The organism is Polaromonas sp. P3_B4, assembly GCF_056402835.1.
This window is the reverse complement of sequence record NZ_JBFUGQ010000001.1, coordinates 2,939,654-2,958,665: the sequence shown is the minus strand read 5'-3', so window position 1 is coordinate 2,958,665 and position 19,012 is coordinate 2,939,654. Positions and strand designations below refer to the sequence as shown.

Sequence of the window (19,012 nt, the reverse complement as noted above, 5' to 3'; positions counted from 1 at the left end):
TGGAAGCCTCAGGCCTGGCGGCTTCTCTGTACCAGCTCTATGGCGTGTGTCACTTGCGCGGGGTCCAGTCCATACATCTCGGCAAATTCCGTAGCCGTTTTCCCGCTGGCCTCAAAGGCACGCATCAGTGCTTCGCGTTTGGCAGTTTGCACTGCCATCTCCGCAAAAGCCTCGTCCAGCAAGGTGTTCGACACCTCATCCTGCGTGCGGGTGCGTTCTGCGTACTCTTCGCGGCTCAAGCCGGACGCTTCAATGGCCTCGATGAGGCGCATACGCACTTTGGGGCGCAGGTCTTCCTTTGAACGTGCCTGGCGCCGGCGGAACACTTCCATGATCGCGTGATGCACATGCTCGGGCGCTACCGGCTCGACGGGCTCGCCCTGCAGGTTGTGGCGCGGGTGGCCAGCCGCCACGCATTCGAGGTAACGCGTGGAACGGGCATGCAGGCCCAGCGCCACTTTCAGTTCGTCGCGCTTGAATGCTTCGGGGTTTTCCGCCAGCAGGTCCTGGAAAGCGCCCAGCTTGAGCGGCAGGAACTGTGCGCCGAACATTTTCGGATAGAGCTCAAACAGCTTTTCCAGCACGGGGTGGACTTCGCGAGTGCGCTGCTGCTGCGGATTGGCCGGCCGGGGGCGCTGCGGGGGGCGGGGGCGTTTGGCACGCGGGGAAGGTGTGGTGGTTTCGGTCATATGTGTGGGTGAAAAAGATGGTGTGGCGGGGTGTTCAGAAAGCTCAGCGGGGCCTGAACATGCGAAAGAGGTTGTCGGGGGTGACGGCGAAATAATCAGCCGGGCCGCCGCCGCGAAGAATGGGCTCGGCAGCCGCCGTGTCGTAAATGCCGTCTTTGAGCAGATGCCTTGCAATGTACACGCCGACGACCTCGCCCAGGACCAGCCAGGTGGGCACCGGCACGCCGTCGGCGCCCTGCAGCTGCAGGATTTGCGTCAGCCGGCATTCAAACGATACCGGGCTTTCCTGCACGCGCGGCACGGCAATGCGTTGCGAGGCCACGGGCGTGAGGCCCGCGAGTTCGAACTCGTTGACCTCGGGCGGCACCATCGCGCAGGAACGGTTCATGGCCTCGGCCAGCGGCCGCGTCGCCAGGTTCCAGCCGAACTCGCCGGTTTCGCGGATGTTGTGCAGGCTGTCCTTGGCGCCAATGCTGGCGAAGCCGATGATGGGAGGCGTGTAGTTGAAGGCGTTGAAAAAGCTGTAGGGTGCCAGGTTGAGCTGCCCCCTGGCGTCCTGCGACGAAATCCAGCCAATGGGGCGTGGCCCCACCATGGCGTTGAAGGGATCGTGCGGCAGGCCGTGGCCTTTCGAGGGCTCGTAGTAGTGAAAGTCCTGGCCCATCACGCGGCCATCCGCTGTTGTTCGGCGTCCTGCAGCACGCTGCGCGCCAGGGCTTCCGCAACCTTGATGCCATCCACGCCGGCCGACAAGATGCCGCCGGCGTAGCTGGCGCCTTCGCCGGCCGGGTAGAGGCCGCGCACGTTGACGCTTTGCAGGTCTTCTCCGCGGCTGATGCGGATCGGCGAGGAAGTGCGCGTTTCCACCCCGGTCAGCACCGCGTCATGGGTGTCAAAGCCCTTGATCTTTTTGCCGAACACGGGAAAGGCCTCGCGCATGGCCTCGATCGCGTACGCAGGCAGGGCAGACGACAGGTCGCCGATGGTCACGCCCGGCTTGTAGGACGGAGTGATGCTGCCCAGCGCGGTCGAGGGGCGGCCCGCCACGAAGTCACCCACCAGCTGCGCCGGCGCCTGGTAATTGCTGCCGCCCAATACAAACGCGTGCGATTCGAGCTGGCGCTGCAGCGCGATGCCGGCCAGCGCGTCGCCCGCCTCGAAGCCGGGGTAGTCGCGCGGGTCTATGCCCACCACGATGCCGGCATTGGCATTGCGCTCATTGCGCGAATACTGGCTCATGCCGTTGGTCACCACGCGGCCGGGCTCGGAGGTGGCGGCCACCACCGTGCCGCCCGGGCACATGCAAAAACTGTAGACCGAGCGGCCGTTGCTGGCGTGGTGCACCAGCTTGTATTCGGCCGCGCCCAGCGACGGATGGCCGGCATGGCGGCCCCAGCGCGCGCGGTCGATGATGCCCTGCGGATGCTCGACCCGAAAGCCGATGGAAAAGGGTTTTGCCTCGATGTACACACCGCGCGCATACAGCATGGCGAAGGTGTCGCGCGAGCTGTGGCCCAGCGCCATCACCACCTGGTCGGCACGCATCTCGTGGCTTTGGCCCGTGGCCTGGTCCAGTACCGTGAGGCCGCGCAGCTGTTTGCCTTGCGGGCCGTCCTCGATCAGCACGTCGGTCACGCGCTGCTCGAAGCGGATCTCGCCGCCCAGGGCGACGATCTGCGCGCGCATGTTTTCGACCACCTTCACCAGCTTGAAGGTGCCGATGTGCGGGTGCGCCTCGAACAGGATGTCGGCGGGCGCGCCGGCCTTCACGAACTCGTTCATCACCTTGCGGCCCAGGTGACGCGGGTCCTTGATCTGGCTGTAGAGCTTGCCGTCGGAAAAGGTGCCGGCGCCGCCTTCGCCGAACTGCACGTTCGATTCCGGGTTGAGCACGTTCTTGCGCCACAGGCCCCAGGTGTCCCGGGTGCGCTGGCGCACCGTCTTGCCGCGTTCCAGCACGATGGGCTTGAAGCCCATCTGCGCCAGCAGCAGGGCTGCGAACATACCGCAGGGGCCGAAGCCGACGACGACCGGTCGCAACGGCAAGCCGGCGGGCGCCTGGCCCACCGTGCGGTAGGCCATGTCCGGTGTGGGAAAGATGTGCGGGTTGCCGGAAAATTTCGCCAGCAGTGCGCCTTCCTGGGCCGCATCGGCGAGCGTGACGTCGACGATGTAGACCTTGAGCAGGTCTGCCTTGCGGGCATCAAAGCTGCGTTTGTGGATGTGGACGTTCTGCAGGGCGGCTGCGGCGACGCCCAGTGTCTGGGCCACCAGGGAGGGCAGGGCATCCTCCGCGTGGTCCAGCGGAAGTTTGAGTTCGGTCAGGCGAATCATGAGAGGGGCTCGTGTTGATCAAGCAACCTGCATTTTAAAGGACTGGCGGATAATGGGCCCCGTGAAGCACGCCAGACCGCCGCTGGTGCAATCTGGGAAACCAGGCACTGGAGGAACGTCCGGACTGCACAGGACAGCGTAGGAGGTAATACCTCTCCACCGTGAGGTGAGGATCAGAGCAACAGAGACGAGTCGGCCTTGGGGCAACCCCGGGCCGGGTGAAACGGGCAATCTCTACGCGCAGCAATACCAAGTAGGCCAACGTTGATGTGGTTCCGCAGAGTTGGCGGGTAGGTAGCATTGAGCCGTGGGGGCGACCCCCGGCCCAGATTAATGGCGGTCACGCCGGACTTTCTCCAAGGGGGTCCGGTGCACAGAATCCGGCTTATCGGCGGGCTTCACACTAATAAAAAAGCCCCGTTCAGCAATGAACGGGGCTTTGTTTTTGGGCCTTGCCGGCCCTGCCTGCAGCGTCTTATTTGGCGGGAGAGGCGGCGGCAGCCGGTGCCGGTGCGGCGCCTGCAGCTGCGGTGGCGGCTGGCGCTTTACCGAAGTACTGGGCGAAAATCTTGTCGTAGGTGCCGTCGGCCTTGATGTCGGCCAGGCCCTTGTTCAGTTTTGCGAGCAGCTCGGCGTTGCCCTTTTTCACGGCCAGGCCGTATTGCTCGGGTGCAAAGCTGGCGTCGGCGATGGTCTTGAACTTCGAGCCGGTGTTGTTGTTGACGTAGTGCTCCACCACGCCGTTGTCGGCGACCACGGCGTCCACGCCGCCGGCTTCCAGCTCTTTCAGTGCCAGTGGCGTCGCTTCAAAGCGCTTGATGTTGGCGCTGTCCTTGCCCTGCAGCTTGGTGATGACTTCGTCACCCGTGGTGCCGTTCTGCACGCCGACCTTGAGTTTCTTGAGGTCGTTGAACTTGGCGATCTTCGAATCCTTCTTCACGGCGATCAGTTGCTGCGCGTCAAAGTAAGGCGACGAAAAATCCATGGTCTGCTTGCGCTCGGCCGTGATCGTGATGGCCGAGACCAGCAGGTCGCGGTCGCCCTGGTTCAGGGAGTTAAAGATGCCTTCCCATGGCGTATTCAGGAACTTGACTTCGATGCCGGCCTTCTGTGCCACGGCCTTGACGACTTCGATGTCGAAACCGACGATCTCGCCTTTGTCGTTCTGGGACTCAAAAGGTACATACGCGGCATCCGTGCCGACGACGTACACCTTGGCCGCAGGTGCGGGTGCCGAGGCGGCGGGAGCGGGTGTGCTGGCTGCGGGTGCCGGCGGCTCGGTCTTGCTGCAAGCGGCCAGAACGATACCGGCGACCAGGGTGCCGGCGGTTTGCAGGAAACGTCGCGTTGAGATGGAGTAGGAAGACATGAAGTCCCTCAAAAAAGGTTGAAATGATGGTGATGCCCGTCAAGCCATGCGGTCAGGCACGGCTTCCGGCATACGAACAAAAAGTATAAACCGCAGCCCCTGGGTCAAACAGCCCCTTTCAGTAGCCTTGGTGACTGTTCAAGGCCTTAACGCCGGTATATACCCTTACGTACGGTCCAAGGTTTAGCAACTTTCACGCCACAGTAGTGTGGGTACTCGGTGGCGGCTTGCAAATCAATAGCGATGCCTGGCGCGTGTGCAGAAATCGTTAATGGACAAGGCCCAGCTCACGCACGCGGTCCACGTGCGCCAGCAGCGAGCGTTTGGCCACCGGCCAGATACGCGGGTCCACGTCGTCGTAGGCGCCCGCGACCCAGTCGTCGATCGTGCCTTCCGGGTGGGCCTGCATCACGCGCATGATCTTGGCTTCGCGCTGCAGGCGATGCGCCTTGAGCCGGGCGATCGCATTCTTTGCGTCCGCCAGCACGTAGCCATGCGCCGGGGCGATGAAGCCGATCTGGTGTTCGTCGCAGGCCGCGCTCAGCGCGTCCAGGGAATCCAGGTAGGCACTCATGTCGCCATCGGGCGGGTCAATGACCGTGGTGCTGCCGTTGAGGATGTGGTCGCCGCTGAACAGCAGGCCGTCTTCCACCAGCACCAGGCACACATGGTTGGCGGCATGGCCGGGTGTGTGCAGCACCTTCAGGGTATGGGTAATTTCGCCTTCCGGCCCTTTGCTGGTGAGCGCAAGCAGCTCCTGATTTGATAGCGATCGATCCGGCGAGAAGGCGCTGGCGGCGCGCGCCGTGGGTGCCGAAGGCAGGCCCAGAATCGGCGGCGCAACGCTGCACATGGCCTGCAGCGGTTTGGCTCCGGGTGAATGGTCGGGATGCGAGTGGGTGCACACAATCATGCGGATGTCGCCGCCGGCCGCCCGCCAGAGGCGCTGCAGGTGGTCGTGATCGGCCGGGCCGGGGTCGATGGCGATGTAGCCGCTGCCCGGGTCGCCGACCAGGTAGCTGTTGGTGCCCGGCCCGGTCATCACGCCGGGGTTGGGCGCCGTCAGGCGCATCACGTTGTTGAGCAGCGCCACGGGCTGTGATGTCTGCCAGTCGAGCGCGTGCACGATCTGCCCGTCCGGGCAGGTCAGCGCCAGCTCGCCGTAGGGCGCTTCGTGTTCCATATAGCGCGCTTCCTTGCCGGCCAGCAGCCCGGCGCGCGGGCAGGAGGTCCAGAGCGGGACTTCGGACGCGCAGGCCGCCAGCACCGAGGCCACGTCGGGGTAGTGCTGCAGTCTTTCCAGTGTGCGTATCGTGGGGAAGATGATGAAGAAACCCCCTGCCGCGTGCCGCGCCAGCGCCTCGGCCGGCCGCACCCAGACCGGCTCAAACTGCTCGGCCTCGTCGGCCACCGGGTTTTGCCCTTCGGGCATGCGGGCAACAAGAAAAGGCACGTCAAAGCGGCGCGGCAGGTCGCGGTCGGTGATCCAGTGCGCCAGCACAAATACCTGGTCACCGGCCAGCGTCAAGCCGCGCTCCCGGCATTGCACGGCGAAGGACGCCTTGCGGTCCAGTGCTGCGATGTCGGCAGTCGTGGCATAACTGCCGTCGACGTGGCGCGCCAGCAGCACGCCGAGTTCCTCAAAACTTTCGCGGATAGCCGCGATGGCCTGTGTCAGGTGCAGGTCGCTTTGCGTGGCCCGCCGGGTGGACTGTGCGTGCGCCGCGGCATCCGCCGCGTCGATGCCGCCGCCGGGAAAGACATAAGCCCCCGGGGCGAAGCTGGCGGTCATGGATCGCCGCGTCATCAGGACTTCGACGCCGTGCGGGGTGTCGCGCAGCAACAGCACGGTGGCCGCCGGACGTACAGGCGCGGGTTCGCGCGAAGGATGGAGCAGTTGGGAAGGACGTGGCATCCGCAAATTATGGCTTCGGGGCTGCGCGGGCGTTGCCGGCGGGTTTGGGCGTATTTTTCTGCCCTGCAAAACCGTGGCAAACCATGCGTATCGCCCTGAATTCCTTCAAAACCACGGCCGGTGGGTGCGAAATGGCCGATTCACCTCTTTAAGTGCCGCCTTCGCACCGCAGATAATTCCCCCATGCGAATCCGATTCACCAAAATGCAGGGCGCGGGCAATGACTTTGTCATGCTCGACGAAACCCGCGCCCCGCTGGGCCTCTCCACCGCGCAATACCGCTTCCTGGCCGATCGCCACTTCGGCGTGGGCGCCGACCAGATTCTCTCGGTGCGGCCGCCGCCTGCGGATGCGGGGGAGGGCATCGACTTCGAGTACGTGATCCACAACGCCGACGGCGGCGAGGTTGAGCAGTGCGGCAACGGCGCGCGCTGCTTTGTGCGCTTTGTACGCGAGCAGGGGCTGACGACAAAGGACGTTGTGAGGGTCAAGACCCTCGGCGGGATCATCGAGCCGCGCATGCAGGCTGACGGGCGTGTCACGGTCGACATGGGCGCCCCGGTGTTTGACCCGGTACGGATTCCTTTTGATGCTTCGGGCCTTACGCCTGTGACCCAAGGCTCATGGCAAAAATGGCCGCTAGCCCTTGATGGGTCAGCGCAAGCAGCTCCTCTTTTGATAGCGGCCTTGTCGATGGGCAACCCGCACGCGGTGCAACTGGTGGATGACGTCGACGCTGCGCCGGTGCTGCAAACCGGCCCGCTGATTGAAAACCACGTGCGTTTTCCGCGCCGTGTGAACGCCGGCTTCATGCAGGTGGTTTCGCGCAGCCAGATTCGCCTGCGGGTCTACGAACGCGGCGCGGGCGAGACGCTGGCCTGCGGCACAGGCGCCTGCGCGGCGGTGGTGGCGGGCATACGCTGGGGCCTGCTGGATGCGCGGGTGGACGTGATGACGCGGGGCGGCCAGCTCACCATTGAGTGGCCCGGCGGACTCGACGCGCCTGTCATGATGACCGGGCCGGCTACTACGGTGTTTGAGTCCGAGATCAATATCCCCGATGGGATCTGAAAACTGCCTTTCGACGAAAGCGGATGTAACGCGGGCAAAGGATGCCTTTGCGCCTGCTGCAAAACTGAGGACAATGCCCGGATGAATCCAACTGAACACCCCATCACCGAAGACGACATCGCCAACTTCCTGGCCAACACGCCCGACTTCTTCGAGCGCCACGCCGAACTGCTGGCTTCGGTGCAACTGTCCAGCGGACACGGCAACCGTGCCGTCAGCCTGCAGGAGCGCCAGGCCTTGATGCTGCGCGAAAAGATCAAGGGCCTGGAAACGCGGATGGTCGACATGATCCGTCACGGGCAGGACAACGTGGCCATTGCCGACAAGATGCAGCGCTGGACACGCAAGCTGCTGCAGGCGACGCAGGCGCGCGACTTGCCGGGCGCCATCGTCGAGGGCATCACCGGCGAATTCCTGATCCCGCAGGCCGCCATCAAGGTCTGGGACGTGAACGGGATTTTTTCGGATGAAAGCTTTGCGACCGATGTGAGCGAGGACGCCAAAACCTTTGCATCGTCATTGAGCGCACCCTACTGCGGCGTCAATTCGGGCTTCGAAGCGGTCAACTGGCTGCCCGAGCCCGCGGTGGCATTGTCGATCGCGTTGATACCGCTGCGCGCTGCGGCGGGGGCGGAAGTCTCTGGCCTGCTCGTGCTGGCCTCGCCCGACCCGGAACGCTTTCACAGCGGCATGGGCACGGATTTCCTGGAGCGCCTGGGTGAGCTGGCCGGCGCGGCGCTGACCCGGCTGCGGCCCCAGCCGGTTGCTGCCGAATAGGCACCGGGGCCATGCACCACGGCCATGATGCAAACGCCGCCTTCAGCCTCTGAATCCGGCGGCGGGCAGCTGGCGTTGCCGCCTTCCGATCCGCTGGTCGAGCGTTACCTGGAGCATGTGCGTGTGGAAAAGCGCCTGGCCCAGCGCACCGTGGAGCTCTACGCGCTCGACCTGCAAAAGCTTGAAGCCAATGCGCACCAGGCCAGGGTGGCGCTGGTGGCGGTACAAAACGTTCACATGCGGCGCTGGGTGGCGCAAATGCATGGCGCGGGGCGCAGCGGCCGCGGCATTGCACTGATCCTCTCAGGCTGGCGCGGCTTTTACACCTGGCTGGGCCGCGAAGGCCTGATCAGCGGCAACCCCGTGCAGGACGTGCGGGCGCCCAAAGCCCCCAAGCCCTTGCCCAAAGCCCTCAGTGTGGACGAAGCCGTGCAGCTGGCGGGCTACCAGGCCGATGCCGCCGATGGCGACCCGCAGCTGGAGCTGCGCGACCAATGCATCACCGAACTGCTGTACGGCTGCGGGCTGCGTATCGGCGAACTGGTGGGCCTGGATGTGAAGGCCAGTGCGCAGGCGCGCGGCTGGATCGACACGGATGCGGCCGAAGCTTATGTGCTGGGCAAGGGTTCCAAAAGGCGCAGCGTGCCGGTCGGCCGGGCTGCGCTGCAATCATTGCAGCAGTGGCTTGCCGCGCGGGCCAACTGGGCGCGTGAAGACCCTGCGCTTTTTATCAACCAGCGCGGCACCCGCCTGACGCCGCAGCACATCCGGGTGCGGCTGAAGCAGCGCTCGCTGAAGGCGGGGCTGGCCACGCCGGTGCACCCGCACATGCTGCGCCACTCCTTTGCCAGCCATGTGCTGCAGTCGAGCGGTGATTTGCGTGCGGTTCAGGAGCTGCTGGGCCATGCCAACATCACGACCACGCAGGTCTATACCCGGCTGGATTTCCAGCACCTGGCCAAGGTGTATGACGCGGCGCACCCGCGGGCCCTGTCGAAAGCCGGAAAGGCCGGCGCGGGCGCGCCGGCATCACCAGGAAGCCTGGCGAAGCCCGACAAAGACGCTAAAGACAAAGCCTGAGCCTGGCACCAGCACTGGTGCCAGGCTCAGGCTGGACTGGGGCGGTCGCGCCTTGCCGGCCGTGCCGGTGGCATTTCCCCGAGCATGAACACCGCCCGCTTGCTGTCAGCCGGGGCGGCGGCCAGGCGCTCTTCAAGTTGGGCCAGCAGGCCCTGGGCGTTGGAGCCCTGGTAAGGCACCAGGGCGTACGCGACATGAACCTGTGCGACGCAGTCCACGTGCAGGCCTTTGTAGGGCATGAGGCAGCGCGCCACGATGCGCGGCCCGAGCGTGCCGGCGTCCTCGGCATTGAAGGGGCCTTCGACCAGCATGCCGAAGCGCCGCTCCGACAGCCGCGCAGCGCTGTCGATCTCGCGTGCGGTGGACAAAAGGCGTTCGGCCACATGCAGCGGCAATTCTTCGGCGGCCTTGCGCCCGAAATCGCGCTGGATCTGCTCGGAATTGACCAGGTCGATGATCATCACCGCGCTTTGGTGGCGTAGCCGTTCGGAACGCGCAATCATGCGGATCAGGCGCTCGGCAAACACGTGGCCGTTGATGAGACCCGTGGCCGGGTCCACCCGGTCCAGGCCCTGGATGCGGCGGATGTTTTCGCGCCGGTGCTGGCTGCGCAGCATCAATACCAGCATGGCGATGGGCAAATGCAGCGCCACACCCAGCTGCATGCCGTGCTGCGTCAGGAAACCGATGGGCACCAGCTCGGCATTGCGGGCCATGGTCCATCCAGCGGCGGCCAGCACCGGCACATACGCCAGCATCAGCCAGGGCGCAAACCGGTCGCCGCGGCGCCAGGCCCAGCCCATGACCAGCACGCTGCTGAATTCCAGCAGCAGCACGATGGGGATGAACAGGCCCATGCGCGATGCAGATGGAACCAGCGCCAGCACCACGGCCGCCAGCACGCCCAGCGCGGCCTGGCCCGCCATCAGCCAATGCAGGCGCAATGAGCGTTCGGGCAGGGCCACCACCGCGGAAATGAACAACAGGGTGGCCGACACCGCCAGCATGGGCAGCACGGATGTCGAAATGTCGTTCCACCCCGGCCACGCCGGCCACAGGTGCAGCCCCGCGATGCCGGTGACGGTCGCCTGCGTCAGGCCCATCAGGGTCACGCAGAGGGCGTAGTAACCGTACGCGGTGTCGCGCAGTGAAATGGCGCCCAGCGCCGAGATCAGCGCCGCCAGCCCCGTCAGCCCGAAAAAGATGCCCAGGATCAGGGAAACACGCTGTTCTGAGTGGCTCAGGCGCCCCTCGCTGATGAACTGCAGTGGCGCGCTGAATGCGTGGCCGTTCTCCAGGCGCAAAAGGTAATGGGTGGGTACCTCGGCCGACAGCGCGATGGGCAGCAGGGGATGGCGGTGCGGCACTGGCCACTTGTCTACCGCCACCAGGTCGCCGGCGCGCTGCTCGTTCCACCGGCCGACACCGTCCAGGGTATACAGCGAAGCCCGGTCGATGGACGGGTAGGGAACCTCAAGGTACCAGCGCTCTGTGTCTGGCGCCGGCGGCACGTTAAAGCGCACCCACATGGCCTGGCCGCTGGTCACCGGGTAGATCGCATTGCCGTGTGTCGGCTTCCAGGGGATGTCGGGGGCGGCGGCAACCTGCTCGGGAGTGAACTGGCCGGTTGTGTCTATCCAGTAATCGCCCCAGTCCTGCAGTGCGACAGGTTCTGTCTGGGTGTCCAGGTCCAGTATGGTGCGCGACCGTGCATCCAGGCTGGTCAGCGCCAGCAGCGAGCCCATGAACAGGCTGATAACCAGCCCCAGCAACAGGGTGCGGACGGGGGCGGGCGTGCGCATGGCCGGGCTTGCCAGCGGCCCGTGTTTCTTCCATCGCCGCGAAAATGAGGTCAAAAACATTAACCTGCGATTGTCGCAAAACTTTCACGAAAATTACACCGAGCTGTCAAATCGCTGTCAGTCGGGTCATTTGTCAGGGTGAATACCCCCGTGCTCGGGAGGGGGCGATGCCATCAGCCGCGACAATAGCGCATGAAAATAATTCGACTGCGGGACGGCAAGGAGCGCTCATTGCTGCGGCGCCATCCCTGGATTTTTGACGGCGCCATCGCCAAAGGGGGCGGTGATGCGGGCGAGACTGTGCGGGTGGAAAGCCACGCCGGCGAATTTTTGGGCTGGGCAGCGTTCAGCCCGGCCTCCAGGATCCGGGCCCGGGTCTGGAGCTTTGACGAAGCCCAACGCATCGACGCTGCCTTCTTTTCAGCGCGCATCGCCCAGGCCCTGAAGGCACGGGAGCTGTTTGACATCCAGAGCGACGGGCGGCGGCTCATTCACGGCGAATCCGACGGCCTGCCAGGCCTGGTGGTGGATCGCTATGCGGACACGCTGGTGGCGCAGTTTTCCAGCTGCGGCGCAGAAAAATGGAAAAGTGTGATTGTCGAAGCCCTGCTTGCCCAAACCGGCCTGACGCGCCTTTATGAACGCTCCGATGCGAGCTCCCGTGCCCTGGAAGGCCTGCCCGAAGTGACCGGCTGGCTGGCCGGCTCGGGCGAAACCGGCATCACCATTACCGAACACGACTGGAAGCTCAGCCTGGACGTGGCCGAAGGCCATAAAACCGGCTTTTACCTGGACCAGCGCGACAGCCGGCAGAAGTTTGCCGCCTACACGCGCCGCCTGCGGTTCGGCCAGGTGCTCAACTGTTATTGCTATACCGGCGGCTTCACCGTGGCTGCGCTGGCCGGCGGCGCCGGGCACGTCACGTCGATCGATTCGTCCGGCCCGGCGATCGAACGGGCCCGGGCCAATGTGGCACTGAACGGCTTTGACGCCAGCCGCACCACCCTGCTGGATGCCGATGTCAACGCCTCGCTGCGCCAGTACCAGAAGGAAGGCCGGATGTTCGACGCCATCGTGCTGGACCCGCCCAAATTCGCGCCCACGGTGACGCATGCCGAGCGTGCCGCCCGTGCCTACAAGGACATCAACCGGTTGGCGTTGTCGATTCTGGCGCCCGGCGGCGTGCTGTTTACCTACTCGTGTTCGGGCGGGGTCAGCGCCGACCTGTTCCACAAGATCGTGGCTTCGGCCGGCATCGATGCGGGGGTGGACGCTTTCATCTCCGAGCGCATGGGTGGCGCACCCGACCATCCCATGACGGTCGCCTTCCCGGAAGGCGAGTACCTGAAGGGGCTCGTACTGGTGAAACGGGTGGGCGGCTGATTTTTATATAAATAGTGGCTGCAGGCTAATAAAGACGGGCGCAAGCAGCTATTAAAAATATAGCGGATGCAGGACGGAAATTACCGGCCTGCGCTGTTTTTGGGGCCCCTGCGCTTGACACGACCTGTAAAGTAACTGCTGGCCAAGGTGGTATTCAGTCCGGCGGCGCGGCTGGCTTGAACCGGCCGCTAAACTCCCCCACCTGTGTGGCTGCGACCTCGACCTGCTTCGCCCTTCGCGCTACCCCTGCAATTCCTGTTTTTAGGTAACACCATGAGCTTGATCCCCGTCACCATCCTCACCGGCTTCCTGGGCTCCGGCAAAACCACGCTGCTCAAGCGCGTGCTGACCGAGGCGCACGGCCAGAAAATCGCTGTTATCGAGAACGAGTTCGGTGAAGAAAACATCGACAACGAAATCCTGGTCAATGACACCGAAGAAAACATCATCCAGATGAACAACGGCTGCATCTGCTGCTCGATCCGCGAAGACCTGCGCGAAACACTGCAGTTGCTTGCCGCCAAAAAGCGCAAGGGCCTGCTCGACTTTGAGCGCGTGGTCATTGAAACCACCGGGCTGGCCGACCCGGGGCCGGTGGCGCAGACGTTTTTCATGGACGAAGAAATTGCCGAGCAGTACCTGCTTGACTCGATCCTGACCCTGGTCGACGCCAAACACGCCGCGACCCAGCTCAACGACCGCCAGGAGGCGCGCCGCCAGGTCGGGTTTGCCGACCAGATATTCATCAGCAAAACGGACCTGGTGGCCAAGGACGAAGTTGACGCGCTGATGCACCGCCTGAAGCACATGAACCCGCGCGCGCCCCAGAAAGCGGTGCATTTCGGGGAAGTCGCCATCAAGGACGTGTTTGACCTGCGCGGCTTCAACCTCAATGCCAAGCTGGACATCGACCCCGACTTCCTCAAGGAAGACGACCATGCCGGGCATGACCACGATCATGACCATGAGCACGGGGAGCACTGTGATCACCCTTCACATGCGCACGACGCCAAGGACGGGCATGAGGGCCATGGCCACCATCACCACCACGACGATGACGTCAAGAGCTTTGTGTTCCGGTCGGACAAGGCTTTCAGCCCAGCCAAGCTGGAGGACTTCCTGGGTGCGGTCGTCAACATTTACGGCCCGCGCATGTTGCGCTACAAGGGCGTGCTGAATATGGAAGGCACCGACCGCAAGGTGATTTTCCAGGGGGTGCACCAGCTCATGGGCAGCGACCTGGGGCCCGCCTGGGCCGAGGGCGAGAAGAAAAACAGCAAGATGGTCTTCATCGGCATCGATTTGCCCAAAGATATTTTTCTGCAGGGCCTGGAGCAATGCCTGGTTTGAGGTAGGCTGTCCGCCTGTGGCCTGTAAAAGGCGGAGGGCTTCATGTTTGTCTCGATTCTCCAACGATTTGTTCCAAGGGTGCTACGGCAGGCTGCGCAGCCGCTACAATCGCGCGCCGACCAAAATACCCGGAAAATCAATTCGGGAGGCAAGCCAGGCACAAAATCGGCTACAAAGCGGATTGAAAGCCACCCAGGTGTGGTTTTCGAGGCTGGCAGGCGGCAGACAAACCAGGAAATCTGGCAACAGGTAGGGTTGAACTGCGCTGCAGCGGTTTGGCCAGGAAGCTGCCGCGGAGGGCCATGGGCCATTCCGGGGCTGCTTCCCAGAGGAGACACATTGTGAAAGCCCAAGCAAAAAAGACCAAGACACCTGCCAAACCGGCCGCCAAGCCTGCATCGAAAGCCAAGCCGGCGCCAAAGCCCGCCGCCAAAGCTGTGAAGAAAGCGGCCAAACCTGTTGCCAAAGCCAAGCCGGCACCCAAACCCGTTGCCAAAAAAGCCGCCAAGCCGGCTGTCAAGGCTGCTTCCACGAAAAAGCCTGCCACCGCAGCTGTCAAGAAAACCGCTGCCAAGCCCTTGCCCAAAGCAAAGGCCGTCGCCAAACCCGTCAAGCCCGTGCTCAAATCTCCCCCAAAACCTGCGGCAAAGCCTGTTGCAAAATCAGCTGCCAAGCCCGTTGCAAAACCGGCCGTAAAACCTGCAAGCAGCGCCAAGCCGGCCCCCGCCGCCGTGGTGGTACCCGCCCCGGCACCGGTCAGGGCCGGGCTGATGGCCCCGCCTCCACTGAAACCCGGCAGGCGCAGCTCCGCCCGCGTAGCCACCCAGTCACCCCCTCCCGCACCCATGGTGCCAACCCATGCGCCTGACGCAGCCAAAGCCAGTTACTCCACAATGACCGAACGCGTGATCGCGCCGCCACCCCAGGCGGCGGCCAAAAAAGACCCCAAGCTCGCCAACAACTGGAAGACCAAATCCGCCGAGCAGCTGACCGACGACGAAGTCAAGGCGATGCCGGACTCCGAGTACATGAACGAAAAGCAGCTGGCTTTCTTTCGCCACAAGCTGTCGGTGCTCAAGCAGGACATCCACAACAGCGCCGGTGAAACCACCGAGCATCTGCGGGAAGACACCGTTGTGGTGCCCGACCCGGCGGACCGCGCTACGATTGAAGAAGAACATGCCCTTGAATTGCGCACCCGTGACCGGGAACGCAAGCTGCTCAAGAAGATCGAACAGTCGATTGCCCGCATCGACTCCGGCGACTACGGTTATTGCGATGAAACCGGCGAACCCATCGGCGTAGGCCGGCTGATCGCCCGTCCCACGGCCAATTTGTCCCTGGAAGCACAGCAACGCCGGGAACTTAAACAGAAGATGTTTGGCGATTGATCCCAGATTACCGGTTGAAGTTTATTTAATCGTCCTGCCATGTCCAAAGAAGATACCGCTTCAGGCTTGCTCTCCAAGATGGTGAAGTTCGTCCGGAATCCGGCCACGAACTGGTCGGATCTGGACGGCGCGCAAACAGACCGCGACGAAGCCATGAGCAAGCAATTGCTCAAGGAAATGATTGAGCGCAAGCGGCAAAACGACTTCGTGCGCAAGCGCGAATTCGACATGCTGCGCAAGATGCGCAAGCGTGAAGCCATGGTAGGTGTGGGCCAGGACCCAGGCGGCCGGCCTTCGTTCTTCCAGAGCAGCATGCCCTCCAAGCCCGACGACAGGGCCACCACGCTCAAGAAGATCGACGAGATCGAAGCGCAGATGTCCATGCAGTGGTGGAAAACCAAGAATGGCGGCATGCCGGACAACTCGGTGCACGCGCCCTTGCATAGCCCATCGACGCAGGCGCCCCCCATGCTGGACAATGCATTGCCCACCGCATACAGGGCCACGGCGCCGGCAGGTTTGCAGCAGCTGAACGCAGCCAGGTTGGCCGCCGAGCAGCAGGCGGCCCGGGAAGCCGCTCACGAGCCCTCCCAGACCCAGCCCGATTCCCTGTCTGTTGCGCTGGCCGCAGCCCGATCTACGCCTCCCGCCCAACCTCCTGCCAAACCTCCTGCAATCGGCGGCCTGGCGGGTATCGGCGGCAGTTACGACAGCGGCGGCGGTTCCAGCTTTTCTCCTTCCAAGCTCACTGCGGTGGATGTGGAGGAAGTGGTTGCCCATGATGCAGAGCTGGAGGAGGCCGCTATCCGGTTTGCCAATGGCGACGATGCGGGTGCCGAAGCCGGCCTGCTGGAAATTCTTGCCCCCGGTGCCGTACGCGCGGGCCACCCGGATACCTGGCTGACCTTGTTTGACCTGTACCGGGCCACGGCCCAGCAGGATAAGTTTGAAACGGCAGCCATCCAGTTTGTCGAGCGGTTTGACCGTTCGGCACCGCAGTGGTTCTCCATGCCTGACATGGTGAAAATGCTCAGCGTTCCGGCGGCGGGCAAGGCTGCCGCCAATCCGAATGGTCCTGCTGTTGATTGGGTCTGTCCCTCTGTGCTGGGTATACAGACCGTGGCAGCCCTCAAGGCGGCCACCGCCAAGGCGCCCATGCCGTGGCGCCTGAACTGGAACAACCTCAAATCCATCGAACCTGATGCTGTCGAGCCTTTGTACAAGGTCTTCAGCGGGTGGGCGACCCAGCCTGTTCAGCTGCGTTTCATGGGTGATGCGCAGTTGCAGAAGGTACTGCAGAACGCCACCCCTTCAGGCAGCCGCGATACCGCCCAGCAATGGTGGCTTTTGCGCATGGAGGCGCTGCGTGTAACGCATCGCCCCGACGACTTTGAATTGGCCGCACTCGACTTCTGCGTTACCTACGAGGTCTCCCCGCCAGCCTGGGACAGTGCACGTTGCGAATACAAACCGATCGATGCGCAGGGCGGCGTCACGGATGGGTCGGCCATCATTGGCGACGTGTACCGTGATTCCGTGTCCTCCAGTCTGAGCGCCATTGATGGAGACACCCAGATGGATGCACCGAGTTCACAGATGAGCAATGTGCTGTCGGTCGAACTGTCAGGCCAGATCCAGGGTGATGCGATAGCGGTGCTGGACAAACTGGAAGTCAAGCTGATGGGTGCAGACATGATGCTGATCTCCTGTGCCAAGCTCATTCGCGTGGATTTTTCGGCTGCGGGAACGCTGCTGAACTGGGTGTCAGCCCGCGAAGAGGAAAACCGGTCAGTGCAATTCACGGAAGTCAATCGCCTCGTTGCAGCGTTCTTCAATGTGATCGGCATCACTGAGCACGCAAGGGTCACAGTCCGCATCGACTGACCTTGCGGCCTTTCTGCTGGCCGAATTGGGTAGTGTTGTCATGCCATTCGGCGTCTAGTCGGATTGGTCCGACAGGGTCTTCCGGCGCCCTGTGCTTTCTGCACCGTATCCCTTCAAAAAACACGCTATCCCTGCGGTCACGCCCATTCTTGTTATGTGGCGGCCGTTACCTGCTATATTTTTCATAGCTATGCCATGCTTGCACTGTGTAAAAACAGGTTGCTGAGCGTTTGAATGGATGGAAATAGTTCCTCTTTTTTCCATTTTGGCGGGTGCTCAGTTGCTGGCGCTTAAAGCAATACTTTCAGTGCACCGTCTAAGTGCTTAATTTAGAACACTTTTTAATATAGGCCCTGGATCCGAAGATACTCCTAAGTCCTTGATTTCATTGAAAAAATTTGTTTCAAATCCCTTGTTTGCAAATGGTTTCCTGCTAAAGTGGGGAAAAGTGCAATTTAGTGGTGAAAAGTGTTTTTCAAGGGTTTGTAGCAGTGTTTCAAGGCGCTTCATCGTTAGTTCTCGATACCAAGGGTAGGCTCTCCGTGCCTACCAGGCATCGTGACGTGCTGAGCGCCACAGCTTCCGGCCAACTCACCATCACCAAGCACCCGCACGGTTGCCTCATGATTTTTCCCCGCAACGAGTGGGAGAAATTCCGCGACCGCATCGCTTCGTTGCCGATGCAGGCGCAGTGGTGGAAGCGCATCTTCCTCGGCAACGCAATGGACGTCGACATGGACGCCACCGGCCGTGTGTTGGTGTCGCCCGAATTGCGGGCGGCTGCCGGCATCAGCAAAGACACGGTGCTACTGGGCATGGGTGGTTATTTTGAGCTTTGGGACGCCGCCACCTACGCAGCCCAGGAGGCCGAGCAGATGAAGGGCGAGATGCCCGATGTCTTCAGAGACTTCTCGTTCTGAAAGAAGACGGTGAACGGCACATGGACACACCGCACCGTCTTGTTGAACGAAGCCATAGCGGCGCTTCTTGTCAACCCGGACGGCCACTACGTCGACGCGACCTTCGGGCGCGGCGGCCATTCGCGGTTGTTGCTGTCGCAGCTCTCACCCCAAGGGCGGCTTACCGCCTTCGACAAGGATCTCGACGCCATTGCCGAGGCGCACACCATCACCGACCCGCGGTTTTCCATCCGTCACGAGGGTTTCATGCATTTGGGTCTGTTGCCCGTCGCCAGTGCGGCCGGTGTCCTGATGGATCTGGGTGTGAGCTCACCGCAGATCGACAACCCGGTGCGCGGTTTTTCTTTTCGGCAAGAGGGGCCTTTGGACATGCGCATGGACACCACGCGTGGCCAGAGCGTGGCCGAGTGGCTGGTGGATGCATCCATAGAAACCATGGCGGAGGTGATTCGTGAATATGGCGAAGAACGGTTTGCTCAACAGATTGCAAAGGCGATTGATCGTCGCCGACAGGAACGGGGCCCTCTTCGAACCACCGCTGAGCTGGCCGAAGTCGTGGCTGGCGCGGTCAAAACCCGCGAGCCGGGCAAGGACCCTGCAACGCGCACATTTCAGGCTCTTCGGATTTTCATCAACGCCGAGCTTGAAGAGCTGCAACAGGCGCTAGCTGCGTCGCTGAAAGTTCTCCAACCGGGAGGCCGTCTGGTGGTGATCAGTTTTCATTCGCTCGAAGACCGCATCGTCAAGCAGTTCATCGCCGCACATTCGCGCGAGGTGTTCGACCGTCGCGCGCCTTTCGCCGAACCCAAGGCCATGCAGCTCAAGGCGCTTGGCCGCACCAAGCCCAGCGCAGAAGAGGTCGAAGGCAATCCGCGCTCGCGCAGCGCCGTGATGCGCGTCGCCGAACGCACGGGGGTGGCGGCATGAACCCCGTAGTACGCGAAGCGACAAACGTGGGGGACCTACAAAGGGCGACAGGCATTTCATGCCAGCCGGGGCCGCGGAACCGGCTTTGCCGGGCCGCAGGCGCGGCGGCCCCCTCGGGGG

Annotated in this window: 15 protein-coding genes and 1 other RNA gene; 10 read left to right on the top strand and 6 right to left on the bottom strand. The window is 62.9% G+C overall.

Going from position 1 to position 19,012, the window contains the following annotated elements:
- Positions 1-8: 8 nt before the first annotated feature.
- Genes AC1DVV_RS14070 through AC1DVV_RS14060 form a run of 3 tightly spaced genes read right to left on the bottom strand, consistent with a single transcriptional unit; the run spans position 9 to position 3,023 of the window.
- Positions 9-689, bottom strand: a complete 681-nt coding sequence (locus AC1DVV_RS14070; RefSeq protein ID WP_457281120.1) for a ProQ/FINO family protein — start codon at positions 687-689, stop codon at positions 9-11.
- Between the two features lie 43 nt (positions 690-732).
- Positions 733-1,353 (bottom strand): flavin reductase family protein, encoded by a 621-nt coding sequence (locus AC1DVV_RS14065; RefSeq protein WP_457281119.1) that lies wholly within the window; start codon positions 1,351-1,353, stop codon positions 733-735.
- Positions 1,353-3,023 carry an NAD(P)/FAD-dependent oxidoreductase gene (locus AC1DVV_RS14060; protein ID WP_457281118.1) on the bottom strand — a complete coding sequence of 557 codons (1,671 nt, stop codon included), beginning with the start codon at positions 3,021-3,023 and terminating at the stop codon, positions 1,353-1,355. The genes AC1DVV_RS14065 and AC1DVV_RS14060 overlap by 1 nt, the downstream gene beginning before the upstream one ends.
- Before the next feature lie 63 nt (positions 3,024-3,086).
- On the opposite strand from AC1DVV_RS14060, the gene rnpB reads away from it, so the two are divergent.
- Positions 3,087-3,427: RNase P RNA component class A (gene rnpB, locus AC1DVV_RS14055), an RNA gene on the top strand.
- Positions 3,428-3,498: 71 nt separating this feature from the next.
- On the opposite strand, the gene AC1DVV_RS14050 is transcribed toward rnpB, so the two are convergent.
- A complete protein-coding gene (locus AC1DVV_RS14050; RefSeq protein ID WP_477702024.1) occupies positions 3,499-4,392 on the bottom strand; it encodes a basic amino acid ABC transporter substrate-binding protein in 894 nt (297 codons plus the stop codon).
- A gap of 268 nt (positions 4,393-4,660) precedes the next feature.
- On the bottom strand, positions 4,661-6,307 hold the full coding sequence (locus AC1DVV_RS14045) for an MBL fold metallo-hydrolase (RefSeq protein ID WP_457281116.1): 1,647 nt from the start codon (positions 6,305-6,307) through the stop codon (positions 4,661-4,663).
- A 183-nt stretch (positions 6,308-6,490) separates the two neighbouring features.
- Between AC1DVV_RS14045 and dapF the strand changes: the two genes are divergently transcribed.
- The 3 genes from dapF to AC1DVV_RS14030 all read left to right on the top strand — a co-directional run bounded on the left by dapF (position 6,491) and on the right by AC1DVV_RS14030 (position 9,235).
- On the top strand, positions 6,491-7,378 hold the full coding sequence (dapF, locus tag AC1DVV_RS14040; protein ID WP_477702023.1) for a diaminopimelate epimerase: 888 nt from the start codon (positions 6,491-6,493) through the stop codon (positions 7,376-7,378).
- 81 nt (positions 7,379-7,459) lie between these two features.
- Complete coding sequence (locus AC1DVV_RS14035) at positions 7,460-8,155, top strand: DUF484 family protein (RefSeq protein WP_477687243.1); 696 nt, start codon at positions 7,460-7,462, stop codon at positions 8,153-8,155.
- Positions 8,156-8,179: 24 nt separating this feature from the next.
- Positions 8,180-9,235, top strand: coding sequence for a tyrosine recombinase XerC (locus AC1DVV_RS14030; protein WP_477702022.1), 1,056 nt, complete (start codon positions 8,180-8,182; stop codon positions 9,233-9,235).
- Between the two features lie 26 nt (positions 9,236-9,261).
- On the opposite strand, the gene AC1DVV_RS14025 is transcribed toward AC1DVV_RS14030, so the two are convergent.
- Entirely contained in the window at positions 9,262-11,037 is a 1,776-nt protein-coding gene (locus AC1DVV_RS14025; RefSeq protein WP_477702021.1) for a sensor domain-containing diguanylate cyclase, read from the bottom strand.
- 192 nt (positions 11,038-11,229) lie between these two features.
- Between AC1DVV_RS14025 and AC1DVV_RS14020 the strand changes: the two genes are divergently transcribed.
- The 6 genes from AC1DVV_RS14020 (at position 11,230) to rsmH (ending at position 18,892) form a co-directional block, all read left to right on the top strand.
- Complete coding sequence (locus tag AC1DVV_RS14020) at positions 11,230-12,420, top strand: class I SAM-dependent rRNA methyltransferase (RefSeq protein WP_457281111.1); 1,191 nt, start codon at positions 11,230-11,232, stop codon at positions 12,418-12,420.
- A gap of 273 nt (positions 12,421-12,693) precedes the next feature.
- Entirely contained in the window at positions 12,694-13,770 is a 1,077-nt protein-coding gene (locus AC1DVV_RS14015) for a CobW family GTP-binding protein (protein ID WP_457281110.1), read from the top strand.
- A gap of 341 nt (positions 13,771-14,111) precedes the next feature.
- Positions 14,112-15,161 carry an RNA polymerase-binding protein DksA gene (dksA, locus tag AC1DVV_RS14010; protein ID WP_457281109.1) on the top strand — a complete coding sequence of 350 codons (1,050 nt, stop codon included), beginning with the start codon at positions 14,112-14,114 and terminating at the stop codon, positions 15,159-15,161.
- A 39-nt stretch (positions 15,162-15,200) separates the two neighbouring features.
- Positions 15,201-17,045: an STAS domain-containing protein gene (locus AC1DVV_RS14005; RefSeq protein ID WP_457281108.1), complete on the top strand. Its 1,845-nt coding sequence runs from the start codon at positions 15,201-15,203 to the stop codon at positions 17,043-17,045.
- Between the two features lie 491 nt (positions 17,046-17,536).
- On the top strand, positions 17,537-17,965 hold the full coding sequence (gene mraZ / locus AC1DVV_RS14000) for a division/cell wall cluster transcriptional repressor MraZ (protein ID WP_457281642.1): 429 nt from the start codon (positions 17,537-17,539) through the stop codon (positions 17,963-17,965).
- Between the two features lie 9 nt (positions 17,966-17,974).
- On the top strand, positions 17,975-18,892 hold the full coding sequence (rsmH, locus tag AC1DVV_RS13995; protein WP_457281107.1) for a 16S rRNA (cytosine(1402)-N(4))-methyltransferase RsmH: 918 nt from the start codon (positions 17,975-17,977) through the stop codon (positions 18,890-18,892).
- Positions 18,893-19,012: the final 120 nt, after the last annotated feature.

What these genes read in the sequence shown, in the direction of transcription:
- AC1DVV_RS14070 (WP_457281120.1), bottom strand. Translation starts at nt 689, where the DNA reads ATGACCGAAACCACCACACCTTCCCCGCGTGCCAAACGCCCCCGCCCC.
- AC1DVV_RS14065 (WP_457281119.1), bottom strand. Translation starts at nt 1,353, where the DNA reads ATGGGCCAGGACTTTCACTACTACGAGCCCTCGAAAGGCCACGGCCTG.
- AC1DVV_RS14060 (WP_457281118.1), bottom strand. Translation starts at nt 3,023, where the DNA reads ATGATTCGCCTGACCGAACTCAAACTTCCGCTGGACCACGCGGAGGAT.
- AC1DVV_RS14050 (WP_477702024.1), bottom strand. Translation starts at nt 4,392, where the DNA reads ATGTCTTCCTACTCCATCTCAACGCGACGTTTCCTGCAAACCGCCGGC.
- AC1DVV_RS14045 (WP_457281116.1), bottom strand. Translation starts at nt 6,307, where the DNA reads ATGCCACGTCCTTCCCAACTGCTCCATCCTTCGCGCGAACCCGCGCCT.
- dapF (WP_477702023.1), top strand. Translation starts at nt 6,491, where the DNA reads ATGCGAATCCGATTCACCAAAATGCAGGGCGCGGGCAATGACTTTGTC.
- AC1DVV_RS14035 (WP_477687243.1), top strand. Translation starts at nt 7,460, where the DNA reads ATGAATCCAACTGAACACCCCATCACCGAAGACGACATCGCCAACTTC.
- AC1DVV_RS14030 (WP_477702022.1), top strand. Translation starts at nt 8,180, where the DNA reads ATGATGCAAACGCCGCCTTCAGCCTCTGAATCCGGCGGCGGGCAGCTG.
- AC1DVV_RS14025 (WP_477702021.1), bottom strand. Translation starts at nt 11,037, where the DNA reads ATGCGCACGCCCGCCCCCGTCCGCACCCTGTTGCTGGGGCTGGTTATC.
- AC1DVV_RS14020 (WP_457281111.1), top strand. Translation starts at nt 11,230, where the DNA reads ATGAAAATAATTCGACTGCGGGACGGCAAGGAGCGCTCATTGCTGCGG.
- AC1DVV_RS14015 (WP_457281110.1), top strand. Translation starts at nt 12,694, where the DNA reads ATGAGCTTGATCCCCGTCACCATCCTCACCGGCTTCCTGGGCTCCGGC.
- AC1DVV_RS14005 (WP_457281108.1), top strand. Translation starts at nt 15,201, where the DNA reads ATGTCCAAAGAAGATACCGCTTCAGGCTTGCTCTCCAAGATGGTGAAG.